This is a genomic window from Mesorhizobium sp. P3_A8 (assembly GCF_056402995.1).
Window position 1 is genome coordinate 88098 of the sequence record NZ_JBFUGI010000002.1, and the last position, 12079, is coordinate 100176.

Genomic DNA, 12079 nt, shown 5'->3' on the forward strand with positions numbered 1-12079 from the left:
CATCAATTCCCCGCCTGTTGCTGCGGCAAGAGGTAGCCTGACGTCGAGCGGGCCAGCACCAGATAGCGCGCGGCGGCGGCCTTGACCTCGTCGGCCGTGACCTTGCGGATCCGATCCGGCCATTGCTGGACATCCTGCACATTGCCGCCCGTGGCCAGCGTCGAGCCATAGATTTCGGCCATGGAGTCCTGTTTGTCGCGGGCAAAGACCATCGACCTGATATAGCGGTCCTTGGCCTTTTCGAGCTCATCGGATGTGACGCCGCCGCTGACGATGCGCGCCACCTCGGCATCGACCGCGGCCTCGACGTCCGCCAGCTTGGCGTCGCCGCGCGGCGCGCCATAGACGGTGAAGTTGGTGTCGTCGAGCATGGTGCCTTGAAAGAACGCGCCGGCGCTGGAAGCGATGCCTTGCTGGACGACCAGCGCCTGGTAGAGCCGGCTGCGGTTGCCGCCGCCGAGGATTTCGGCCAAGAGGTCGAGCGCTTCGGCCTCACCGGGCTTTGCGGTGTGGTAGGACGGCACCACCCATTGCGTCGAGAAACTCGGTACGCTGACGCGGGCGTCGGTGAGCGTGACGGTGCGCTTGGTGTTCTGCTCCGGCTCGACCGGGCGGATGCGCGGCGGCAGATCCGGGCCGCGCGCCACTTTGCCATAGGTCTTCTCAGCCAGCGCCTTCACCGTATCCGGTTCGACATCGCCGGCGACGATCAGCACGGCGTTGTTGGGCCGGTAGTACTTGTCATAGAAGGCGGTGGCGTCGATGCGGTTCAGCTGCTCCATCTCCTGCATCCAGCCGATGACCGGGATGCGGTAGGGCTGGTTCTGCCACAGCGTCGCATCGACTTCCTCGTCGAGCACCGCCTGCGGGTTGTTGTCGATGCGCGAGCGGCGCTCCTCGAGGATGACATCGCGCTCGGTCTTGATGACGTCATCGGTGAGGATGAGGTTGCGCATGCGGTCGGCTTCAAAACTCATCATCAACTCGAGCGCCGAGGGCGCCACCGTCTCGTGGAAGGCGGTGTAGTCGTAGGAGGTGAAGGCGTTGTTGGAGCCGCCAATGTCGGAGACGGCGCGGTCGAACTCGCCGGCCGCGTGATGGGTCGTCGCCTTGAACATCAGATGCTCGAAGAAATGGGCGATGCCGGATTTGCCGGGCGGCTCGTCGGCGCTGCCGATCTTGTACCACACCATATGGGTGACGATCGGCGCGCGATGGTCGGGAATGACGACCACCTCCATGCCGTTGTCGAGCAGGAAATCCGTGACCTTGAATTCGGCCGGCTTCGTGTTGGCCGGCACGGCGCTATCTGCCAGCACTGGGCCGGTGACCGTTAAGGCCAGCGACGTTGCGAGCAGTGTTGTCCGCAGCCATTCAGCCCTGGATGTCATCGATGGCTCCGGTTTTCTCTAAAGAACGATAGGCAAGGTGCTGGCGACAAGCAAAGTGAATTGTTGTTGCCGGCAAACGCGGCGGCAAAGAGGCCGGTGGATCAGGCCGCCTCGATGAAGCGGATGATGGTTTCGCCATAGTTGCGCTCATCCAGCACGGAAAAGCCAGGGCCAGGCTCGAAGGGAGCCACCGCCGTCTCCTCGACCACACAGAGCGCGCCGGGGCGGAGCCAGCCGCCGGCTTTCGCCGACTGCAAGGCACGCTCGCCAAGGCCCTTGCCATAGGGCGGGTCGGCGAAGACGAGGCCGAACGGCGCCAGCGTGCCCGCCTCGCCAAGGCCGGTCGCGTCACGGCGAAAGATCTTGGTGCGGCCGGTCAGGCCGAAGGCCTCGACATTGTCGCGGATCAGGCCACGGCCTTCGGCCGATTCCTCGATGAAAACGCCATAGGAAGCGCCGCGCGACAGCGCTTCCAGACCAAGCGCGCCTGTGCCGGCGAACAGGTCGAGCACGCGCGCGCCGTCCAGTCGTTCGGCAAAGCGATGCGCCAGCACGTTGAAGACGGCCTCACGGGTGCGGTCGGTCGTCGGACGGATGGCGCTGCTGCGCGGCGTCGCCAGCGGACGCCCGCGAAACTCACCGCCGACGATTCTCATCTTGTCCGGGGGCCCTTAGGGCCGCGCGGCCGCTCACCACCGGCGCCGCCGGGACGTTCGCCACGCGGCTTGCCGAACGGCTTTGCGCCACCCGGTTTGCCATAAGACGGCTTGAACGAGGCCTTGCGCGCCTTGGCGTCGGCCGCCTTGGCGGCGTCGGCTTCCGCCCTGCCCTTGCCGATCGGCCGGGCTCCCGGCGCCATCCAGACATTGGCCTTGCGCTGGCCGGGCGGCTCGATCGGCCGCTGCTCGCGTTCGGATTTCTTGCCGCCGGAACCGCCGCGAGGCTTGTCGCCGAAGCCACCGCGCGGTTTGTCGCCAAAACTGCCGCGTGGCTTGTCGCCAAAACCGCCACGTTCGGGCCGCGGGCCGCGTTCGCCAAAGCTCTTTTCCGGCCGCGCACTTCTTTCGGGACTTGTCGACAGTTTGCCGAGCGCCTCGTCGCGGCTGCCTTCCCTACGCTTGCGGTTCTTGATCAGGCCGCCCTCGCCGACCGGCCGGTGATCGCCCTCGCGGACGAATTTCGGCCGTTCGGGTTCCGGCTCGCGAACTTCAGTGCGCCGCACCGGCTTGTTGGAAAACGGCTTGGTGATCTCGGCGTCGAAATTGGCGCCGGATTCCTCTACCAGACGCTCACCAAGCTGGTCGCGCAGCACCCTGCCGTTGATCTCCTGAACATGCCCCTCGGCAAGGTCGTCGAGCTGGAATGGCCCGTAAGAGATGCGGATCAGCCGCGTCACATCGAGACCAAGCGAGCCAAGGATGTTCCTGACCTCGCGGTTCTTGCCTTCACGCAGGCCAAGCGTCAGCCAGGCGTTGGTGCCTTGCTCGCGGTCAAGCGTCGCTTCGATGGCGCCATAAAAGACGCCGTCGACGGCAATGCCTTCACGTAAGCCGACGAGCGCGCTTTCCTCGACCTTGCCGTGGACGCGCACGCGGTAACGGCGCAGCCAGCCGGTGGCCGGCAATTCGAGCACGCGCGACAGGCCACCATCATTGGTCAGCAGCAGCAGGCCCTCGGTGTTGATGTCGAGCCGGCCGATGGTCATCAGCCGCGGCAGTTCGGCGGGCAACACGTCGAAGACTGTCTTGCGGCCTTCGGGATCACGGTTGGTGGTGACGACGCCGGCCGGCTTGTGGAACAGGAACAGGCGCGTGCGCTCGATCGGCGGGATTTCCATGCCATCGAGATGGATGATATCGCTCGGCATGACGTTGAAGGCCGGTGAAGTCAAAGCGCGGCCATTGACCTTGACGCGGCCGGCGGCGATCAGTTCCTCAGCGTCGCGGCGCGAGGCAAGCCCGGCGCGCGCCAGCCGCTTGGCGATGCGTTCGCCAGCCTCTTCCGCCGCCTCGGCTGGACGCGGGCGCGGCTTGAAGCCGGCTGATGCGCCTTGGGGCCGATCGCTGAAGTCACGCTTGGGTCTGTCGCTGCCGAAGTCGCGCTTGGGCCGGTCAGCGAAGTCACGCTTCGGACGATCGCCAAAATCACGCTTGGGACGGTCGAAGCGCTTTTCACCGCCCTCCACTGAGGCGGCAACCGGACGGTCGCCACGCGGCGCATAGGGCTTGCGCGGTCCTTCGCGCTTCTCATACGGCTTGCGCTCGCCTTCGGCCGCCATCGGACGGTCGCCACGCGGCGCATAGGGCTTGCGCGGTCCTTCGCGTTTTTCATACGGCTTGCGCTCGCCTTCGGCCGCCATCGGACGGTCGCCACGCGGCGCATAGGGCTTGCGCGGTCCTTCGCGTTTTTCATACGGCTTGCGCTCGCCCTCAGCGGCTACCGGACGGTCGCCGCGCGGTGCATAGGGCTTGCGCGGTCCTTCACGCTTTTCATAGGGCTTGCGCTCGCCCTCAGCTGCTACCGGACGGTCGCCGCGTGGCGCATAGGGCTTACGCGGGCCTTTGCTGAATGGCTTGTCGCCGCCCTTGAAGTCGCGCTTCGGACGCTCGCCATCGGCGGCCATCGGCCGGTCGCCGCGTGGGGTATAAGGCTTCTTCGCACCGAAGGACGGCTTGCCGCCCCTCTCGCCTCGCGGAGCCGCAGGTTTCTTGCCCGGGCCTTTTTGGCGCGGAGATTTCTTGTCGTTGTCGTCCATGTGGCCTTTGTCCGTTTGCGCTGCTACAGCGTGGCGCATCCTTACGGGCGCGCAACGAACGCTGGTGCACTTTGATTTGGCGCATGATCTTTTCCGAAAATCGAGTCCGATTTTCGGGTTGATGCGCTCAATAACAGGATCGCCGGAGTTTGTCAGGGAAAAGTGGAACCCGGTTTTCCCGGAAAAACAGGATCATCAGAGTTTATCAGCGAAAAGTGGCGACTGGTTTTTCCGGAAAAACAGGATCATCAGAGTTTATCAGCGAAAAGTGGCGACTGGTTTTTCCGGAAAAACAGGATCATCAGAGTTTATCAGCGAAAAGTGGCGACTGGTTTTTCCGGGAAGACAAACGAAAACCAAAAGCCAGGAGTGGCGAGGTGATAATCGGAATGGAAACCGCGTGAAGCGGCCTGATTTCATGGCATTGGCGCTAAAGGAGGCCGAAGCGGCAGCCTTGCGTGGCGAAGTGCCGGTCGGCGCTGTCATCGCCACGGGCAACACAGTCGTTGCAAAAGCCGGCAACCGCACCCGCGAGCTTGCCGATCCAACGGCGCATGCAGAGATGCTGGTCATCCGCGAAGCCTGCGGAAAACTCTCGGCTGAACGGCTGACCGGCCACGATCTCTATGTAACGCTGGAACCTTGCGCCATGTGCGCCGGCGCCATTTCCTTCGCCAGGCTGCGCCGTCTCTACTTCGGCGCCGCCGACGAAAAGGGCGGTGCGGTGGTCAATGGCGTGCGCTTCTTCGCCTCGCCGACCTGCCACCATACGCCCGACATCTATCCGGGCATGGGCGAGACCGAAGCGGCCCTGCTGCTGAAGGATTTTTTCAAGGAACGGCGCGACTGAACCGCGCCATGGCCGTTCTTACAGCGACGGCAGCCAGTCGAACCAGCCGCTCTTCTTGCCTTCCGCCTCTTTCTTCAGGCGGCGTTCCTTCTTGTACTCGTCCTCGCCGAGAACGTTCTGCGGCGCTGTGTCGGACGCGACACGGTAGGCCAACGGCGGCTCGCTCAGATATTTGCGAGTGTTGGGGTCGCCCTGCTTAGCGTCCGCAAGACGGCGCTGAATTTCGGCAGCGCGGCCCTTGTCGGAGTCCGCGGGGGTCCAAGCCGGCGGGTGACTGGAACCTGATTCCGCCATCGCCTTCTTGACCGATGCCGGATCGCTCTGCACATCGTCGACGATTTCCGACTGATAGCTCGGATCATTCTGGTGGGCGGTGGCGTCGGCGCGCAGCCGCGCGCGACGCTGCTCGGGCGATTCGGGCCACTCGGCGCTTGCCGACTGGATGCTGTCCTGCGGTGCAGGCAGCGCTTCCTTCTGTCCAGGAGCGGGCTTCACCAAGGTGGGGCGCGGCTTGTAGTCGATCGGGTCCCTGCGCTTTGGCGCGAAGGAAACGGCGCCGGTGAGATCGCCGACCAACTGTTCGCTGGCGGTCTTGTCTGTTCCGTAGGTCGGAGAGCCCATGCAGCCGGACAAAGCGAGGCCCGATGCGACAAGCGGCGCCAGCAGCGCAAGGCGCGCATTATATCTCTCGGTCATGCCAAAAAGTCCCACTCTAGACAGCCTCTCGATCGCCACCGGCCCAAGGTCCGGTCCMCATCATCCAAGCACTTGCGACGGAAATCCGGCGACAATTTGTCTTCCGGAGTTTCGCGTGTTTACCTCAACCACTCGTTAAGGGCAACGCACGGGCGGATTTGCACCGCCCGGCGTGGCATTTGTGCACTATTTCCGGTGCATATCGTTTTCCCAAAACCGCGGCACACTTTTGGGCGACATGCACTATTGATAGGGTGCATGTCGTTTTCCCAAAACCGCAGCACACTTTTGGGCGACATGCACTATTGATAGGGTGCATGTCGTTTTCCCAAAACCGCAGCACACTTTTGGGCGACATGCACCTAAAGCCGGCCGAGCGCCTTTAGTTCGTGCAGCACGGCGGCATCGCGCGCCGAAACATCGGGAAACGCGAGATCCTGCCCGACATCGGCCGTGTAGCGCCAGGAACGCGCGCATTTGACCAGGCCGCGGTCCTCGGCCTTCTCGACCACCACGGCGACGCCCTTGACGTCGTCGAGGGTGAAGGCTGATCCCGGCGCCTGGCCATGGGCAATGACGAGATCGCTGGTGATCGCCATCTCGGCCATGTCGACGTCCGATATCGCCGCTTCGAGCGCTGCGTCGTTGATGGTGACGACCGGCACCGCCTCCAGCGAGGAGCCGATCACCTTCTGGGCACGAGCGATCTCGAGCGCGCCGGTGACGACGCGGCGCACCTGCCGCACCTTGCGCCATTTCTCCGCCAGCGCCTCATTCTTCCAGTCCGCCGGGATTTCCGGGAACTGGTCGAGATGCACCGACACCGCATCGGGATGCCGGTCGAGCCAGGCCTCTTCCATGGTGAAGGGCAGCATTGGCGCCAGCCATTTCACCAGGCACTCGAAGAGATGGCGCACCACCTGCACCGAGGCCTTGCGCTTCAGGCTCGACGGCGCGTCGCAGTAGAGCGCGTCCTTGCGGATGTCGAAATAGAAGGCCGACAGCTCGACGACCATGAAGTCAAGAAGCGTGCGGGTGACGCGCTTGAACTCGAAGGCATCGTAGCCAGAGCGCACGACTTCGTTCAGTTCAGCCAGCCGATGCAGCATCAACCGTTCCAGCTCCGGCATCGCTTCCAGCGGCACCTCCTCGCCATCGTCATGGGCGAGCGTGCCCAGCATCCAGCGGATGGTGTTGCGCAGCTTGCGGTAGGCGTCGATGTTGGTCTGCAGCACGTTCTTGCCGAGCCGCTGGTCTTCCCAATAGTCCGTCGTCACCACCCACAGCCGCAGGATGTCGGCGCCGGACTGCTTGATGACGTCCTGCGGCACGACGGTGTTGCCGAGCGACTTCGACATCTTGCGCCCGTCCTCGTCCATGGTGAAACCATGGGTGACGACGGTGTCGTAAGGCGCCCTGCCCCTGGTGCCGCAGCTTTCGAGCAGCGAGGAGTGGAACCAGCCGCGATGCTGGTCCGAGCCTTCCAGATAGACGTCGGCCGGCCACTTCAGATCCGGACGGTCTTCGAGCGTGAAGACATGCGTCGAGCCCGAATCGAACCAGACGTCGAGGATGTCCATCACCTGCTTCCACTTGGAGGCATCGTGATTGCCGAGGAAACGCTCCTTGGCGCCGGCGGCGAACCAGGCATCGGCCCCCTCTTCCTCGAAAGCGTCCATGATGCGCTGGTTGACCGCCTCGTCCTTCAGCACGTTGCCGTCCTCGTCGGCGAAGATGGCGATCGGCACACCCCAGGCGCGCTGGCGCGACAGCACCCAGTCGGGGCGTTCCTCGATCATCGCGCGAATGCGGTTCTGACCGGCAGCCGGCACGAAGCGCGTGTCGTCGATGGCCTTCAACGCACGGCTGCGCAGCGTCGTGCCGTCGCCGAGGTCCTTGTCCATGTAGACGAACCATTGCGGCGTGTTGCGGAAGATGACCGGCTTCTTCGATCGCCAGGAATGCGGATAAGAATGCTTCAGGCGGCCACGCGCGAACAAGGCGTTGCGCTTGATCAGCTCGTCGATGACGGCCTGGTTGGCGTTGCCCTTCTTGCCGTTGTCATCGATGACGCGCGCGGCTCCACCCTCACGGTCCGGGCCAAAGCCCGGTGCATCCTTGGTCAGAAAGCCGGCATCGTCGACAGTGAAGGGAATGGCCGCATCGATACCGCGCGCGCGCAGATCCGCCCCCGCATCCATCCAGGCATCAAAGTCCTCGCGGCCATGGCCGGGAGCCGTATGGACGAAACCGGTACCCGCGTCATCGGTGACGTGGTCGCCGGCGAGCATCGGCACCGGAAACTCATAGCCGCCGCCGAGGCCCTTGAAGGGGTGCGAAAGCGTAAGGCTTCCAAGCTCTTGCGCTGAAACACTGCGAAGGCGATTCAAGGTCACCTTGGCCTTGGCCGAAGAATCCTCAGCCAATGCATCGGCGAAGATCAGTTTTTCGCCCGGCTGCGGGCCAAAGGCATTCTCGGCAGCCGTAACCTCGTAGAGGCCATAGCTGATGCGCGGCGAATAGTTGACGGCGCGGTTGCCAGGGATCGTCCACGGAGTCGTCGTCCAGATGACGACATGCGCCTGCAGCAGATCGAGAGCGCCCTCCGTCAGTTTGGCCTCACCGTCATCGATCGGGCGGACCAGGCTGGCGACGGGAAATTTTACCCAGATCGTATCCGACTCGTAATCCTGATACTCGATCTCGGCCTCGGCCAGCGCTGTGCGCTCGACGACGCTCCACATCACCGGCTTCGAGCCGCGATAGAGCTGGCCCGACATGGCGAATTTCAGCAATTCGCCGGCGATGCGCGACTCGGCATGGAAGGCCATCGTCGTATAGGGGTTCTTGAAGTCGCCAACGACGCCGAGCCGCTGGAACTCACCGCCCTGCACCGAGATCCAGTGCGCGGCGAAGTCACGGCATTCCTTGCGGAATTCGTTGACCGGCACTTCGTCCTTGTTCTTGCCCTTGGCGCGGTACTGCTCCTCGATCTTCCATTCGATCGGCAGGCCGTGGCAGTCCCAGCCGGGCACGTAGTTGGAATCATAGCCGCGCATCTGGAACGAGCGGGTGATGACATCCTTGAGGATCTTGTTCAGCGCATGGCCGATATGGATGTTGCCGTTTGCGTAGGGCGGGCCATCATGCAGCACGTATTTCGTGCGGCCGGCGGCACTCTCGCGCAGCTTGCGGTAGAGGTCCATGTCCTGCCAGCGCTTGACCAGCACCGGCTCCTTCTCGGGCAAGCCGGCGCGCATCGGGAAATCCGTCTGCGGCAGGTAAAGCGTCTTGGAATAGTCGATCGTTTCAGCGGTATCGGTCATTGGTCTGCCATGTGCATTGCCCGGCGGCAAAGGAGCTCGGGCGTTGAACTATCATGATTTGGAAAAAGCGCGAGAGGCCGCGCGCAACATTCCCGGCGGCTCCGGCGGCGCTCAGGCCGCCCGGAACACCGGGCTCATAATTCGTATCGCAATCGCGAAAGCGCCGATAAAGTGCGTCATCACCGGGCTTTTAGCCGATGCGGCGGCAGGAATAAAGCGTCGAATCGCTCACATCGTGAAGTCGAAACGGTAGGTGGTCGACACACCGACAGTGAACTGGTTGCGGTCGCCGCGCTCCCTGACCAGGCTGGAATCGGCTGCCGGACCCTCGAGGCGCGAATATTCGCCGAACAGGCTGGCGGTCATCGGATCGGTCACCTTCCAGGTCACCGCGCCGCCGAGGCCGACGGATTTCAGGCCGCCACCGGGATTGTATTGGCTGAGACCCGAGGCCACGGCTTCCTGTGCATTGACGCCATAATAGGCAACGAAATAGTTGGCCGAGGCGAAAGACACGCGTGGGCCACCCGAAATCCTGACGGTTGGCGTCACGTCGTAGAAGGCGTCGGCGGCGATATCGGCGACAAAGCCATTATGGGCACGAATGCCATGCCGCAATTCGGCACGCGCGCGTAGCCAGTCCGTCGGATAGAATTCGAAGAAGCCGCCGACTTCGCCACCCCAGCGGACCGGATCGAGGCCCTTGAGTTCGTCGGCATTGCTGTCATCGCGCGAGAACAGGAACTTGCCGGTCAGGCCGGCGCGGACGCCGCCATCATCGACCAGCGCCAGCGAAATGTTGTCGTTACGCGAGGTGAAGCGGGCCTGGGGACCGGCCTTGCCCAAGGAGATGATGGGCTGGGCGCTGAGCATGTATTTCTTGCCGCCCTCGAAATTCGGCGCCACAAGGCCGGTGGCGCCGACCGTCAGATACCAGTCGCCGGACAGCCAGCCGAAAGCGCCGTCACCGGCCTCGGCCGCGGAGGCGCCCAACAAGGAGGCAGTCAGAAGCAGCGGAATCGCTCGGACAATACGCATCGATACCCCTTACGCGAAACACGCCGGAACGAACACCCGGCATCGCTCAAGCCATGACGCCAGTTCGGTAAAATTTGACTTAACATCCGTCACAGTTGCGTCGGCCAACCTAGTGTCCGGCCGCGCCGGATCAGGCGCGGCGCGGCGCGGTCGGCAAGTCCAGCAGCCCTCTCACGGTCTTGCTGCCCTTGCCGGCAATGCGCGCCGATCCGTCGTCACCCACCTCCACCGTTGCACCGTTGGCAAAGCTTAGCGACCAGCCGTCGCCCTTGGCGTTGCGGCGGCGGTCAATAAGCTCGATGCCGGCAGCGGTGACAAGGGCGACGATCCTGTCAACGTTCATCGTTTTCCTGCGGACACGGGCCTTCAATTGAGATCGAGCCCGGCGGTAAGATCGCCGAGTGGCGGTTCGCCGTGCGCGGCGACGGCCCTGTCGCGAACCACGATGCCGTGCAGCACCGGCAGTTCGAAGCGCTCGGTGATGAAGCGCAGGATCGAAGTCGTGTCATAGGGCGTCTGATCGACATAGCCGTGCTTGGCGAAGGGCGAAACGATGATGGCGGGGATGCGTGTGCCCGGCCCCCAGCGGTCGCCCTTGGGCGGAGCGACGTGATCCCAGATGCCGCCATTCTCGTCATAGGTGACGACGACCAGCATATGCGGCCATTGCGGGCTTTTCTCCAGATGGGCGACGACGTCGGCGATATGGCGATCTCCGGCCTCGATGTCGGCATAGCCGGAATGCTCGTTGAGATTACCCTGTGGCTTGTAGAAGGAGACCTGTGGCAGGGCGCCGTCGTCGATCGCCTGGATGAAGCTAACGCCGCCCAGCCCGCCGTCGCGCAAATGTTCGCGCCTGGCAGCGGTGCCCGGCGCGTAATTGGCATAATAGTTAAACGGTTGGTGGTGGTACTGGAAATTCGGAATCGGCGAGTTGTTGCCGTGGTCGAGCGTGTACTGCCAGGCGCCCGAATACCATGCCCAGGTGATGTGCTTGAGGCTAAGCATGTCGCCGATAGTCGGCTCCGTCTGGGGCGGCAGCGTGGTGGGCTTGGCCGGATCCGCAAGGAGCGGATCGCCGCCAGGCGCCGGATCGGTGCCGCTCGGTTGGTAAGGCGGCTGCATCGTGTTCACCGCGTGGAAGTCCGGCGTCAGATTGCCATCGGAGACAAATTTCGGAATGCCGTCGCGCGCCGATTTCGGCGAATTGTCGGCGATCTTCAGCGCTGTGCCGCTATCATCCGTCACCGAAATCGACGGTTTGGCCGGGCTCTTGTCGGCATCGGCGTAGTAAGGTGCGCAAGCGCAGATCAGCCATTGGTGGTTGAAAAACGAGCCGCCGAACCCACCCATGAAGAAATGATCGGCCAGCACGTATTTCTGCGCGACCGACCACATGTCGGTCTTGGAAGCGTCCCAATTGCTCATCGGCATGGCACCTGAATCGGCCCAGGCAACGAACATGTCGTTCTTGCCGCCGTTGATCTGCATCTGGTTCTGGTAGTAGCGATGCCAGAGATCGCGCGTTGTGACGCCGAGCGGCACGTTGAAGCCCTTCGCGTCGTTCACGGTGAACGGCGCGTTTGGAAGGTGCTCGGTCATCGCCTGCGTCACCGGCGGCGTGACGCCCTTGGCGGTCAGCCCGTCCCACACCGGCGGCAGTTCGGACAGCACCGAGCCGTCACGGTCGCGCTGCTGTAGGCTTTCCTGGCTGGCTTTGTCGATGCCTTCGGCACCGGGAAAATGGCCATAGAGATTGTCGAAGGCGCGGTTCTCGGCGAAGATGACGACCACCGTTTCTATCTTGGTGATGCCATCCGGCGGATCGCCGGGCTGCGCTGCGAATGCGAAAGCTGCGGTGGCAGCGAGCAGGGCGAGAGTTGAGGAAAACAGGGCGAGCCGATGGGATCGCTGCATTGTCATACCTCCCTGGTGCAAAGGGGGATGACACCAGCTTCGACGCGCCTTTGCAATAGCCACCGCGCTGGACGGGTAGTGCCATTGGGATTACCTTCCTTCAACC

Annotated in this window: 10 protein-coding genes; 2 read left to right on the forward strand and 8 right to left on the reverse strand. The window is 63.4% G+C overall.

Annotated features, from left to right (window positions below):
* Positions 1 to 2: 2 nt before the first annotated feature.
* From AC1DX4_RS04485 to AC1DX4_RS04495, 3 genes are all read right to left on the reverse strand, one after another.
* Entirely contained in the window at positions 3 to 1391 is a 1389-nt protein-coding gene (locus tag AC1DX4_RS04485) for a M16 family metallopeptidase (protein ID WP_477219189.1), read from the reverse strand.
* Between the two features lie 101 nt (positions 1392 to 1492).
* Positions 1493 to 2047: a 16S rRNA (guanine(966)-N(2))-methyltransferase RsmD gene (rsmD, locus tag AC1DX4_RS04490; RefSeq protein WP_477219190.1), complete on the reverse strand. Its 555-nt coding sequence runs from the start codon at positions 2045 to 2047 to the stop codon at positions 1493 to 1495.
* Entirely contained in the window at positions 2044 to 4146 is a 2103-nt protein-coding gene (locus AC1DX4_RS04495) for a pseudouridine synthase (protein WP_477219191.1), read from the reverse strand. The genes rsmD and AC1DX4_RS04495 overlap by 4 nt, the downstream gene beginning before the upstream one ends.
* 400 nt (positions 4147 to 4546) lie before the next feature.
* Between AC1DX4_RS04495 and AC1DX4_RS04500 the strand changes: the two genes are divergently transcribed.
* A complete protein-coding gene (locus AC1DX4_RS04500) occupies positions 4547 to 4996 on the forward strand; it encodes a nucleoside deaminase (RefSeq protein WP_477219770.1) in 450 nt (149 codons plus the stop codon).
* 18 nt (positions 4997 to 5014) lie between these two features.
* On the opposite strand, the gene AC1DX4_RS04505 is transcribed toward AC1DX4_RS04500, so the two are convergent.
* Together AC1DX4_RS04505 and ileS are read right to left on the reverse strand one after the other, a co-directional pair.
* Complete coding sequence (locus AC1DX4_RS04505; protein ID WP_477219192.1) at positions 5015 to 5692, reverse strand: hypothetical protein; 678 nt, start codon at positions 5690 to 5692, stop codon at positions 5015 to 5017.
* A 362-nt stretch (positions 5693 to 6054) separates the two neighbouring features.
* Positions 6055 to 9018, reverse strand: a complete 2964-nt coding sequence (gene ileS / locus AC1DX4_RS04510) for an isoleucine--tRNA ligase (protein WP_477219193.1) — start codon at positions 9016 to 9018, stop codon at positions 6055 to 6057.
* 43 nt (positions 9019 to 9061) lie between these two features.
* On the opposite strand from ileS, the gene AC1DX4_RS04515 reads away from it, so the two are divergent.
* Entirely contained in the window at positions 9062 to 9271 is a 210-nt protein-coding gene (locus tag AC1DX4_RS04515; protein ID WP_477219194.1) for a hypothetical protein, read from the forward strand.
* On the opposite strand, the gene AC1DX4_RS04520 is transcribed toward AC1DX4_RS04515, so the two are convergent.
* The 3 genes from AC1DX4_RS04520 to AC1DX4_RS04530 all read right to left on the reverse strand — a co-directional run bounded on the left by AC1DX4_RS04520 (position 9247) and on the right by AC1DX4_RS04530 (position 11979).
* The gene (locus tag AC1DX4_RS04520) at positions 9247 to 10056 is read right to left on the reverse strand and encodes a MipA/OmpV family protein (protein ID WP_477219195.1); all 810 of its coding nucleotides are present in this window, start codon (positions 10054 to 10056) and stop codon (positions 9247 to 9249) included. The two genes, AC1DX4_RS04515 and AC1DX4_RS04520, sit on opposite strands and share 25 nt — an antisense overlap.
* A gap of 130 nt (positions 10057 to 10186) precedes the next feature.
* Positions 10187 to 10399, reverse strand: a complete 213-nt coding sequence (locus AC1DX4_RS04525; protein WP_477219196.1) for a hypothetical protein — start codon at positions 10397 to 10399, stop codon at positions 10187 to 10189.
* A gap of 23 nt (positions 10400 to 10422) precedes the next feature.
* Positions 10423 to 11979, reverse strand: a complete 1557-nt coding sequence (locus AC1DX4_RS04530) for an acid phosphatase (protein WP_477219197.1) — start codon at positions 11977 to 11979, stop codon at positions 10423 to 10425.
* Positions 11980 to 12079 lie beyond the last annotated feature (100 nt).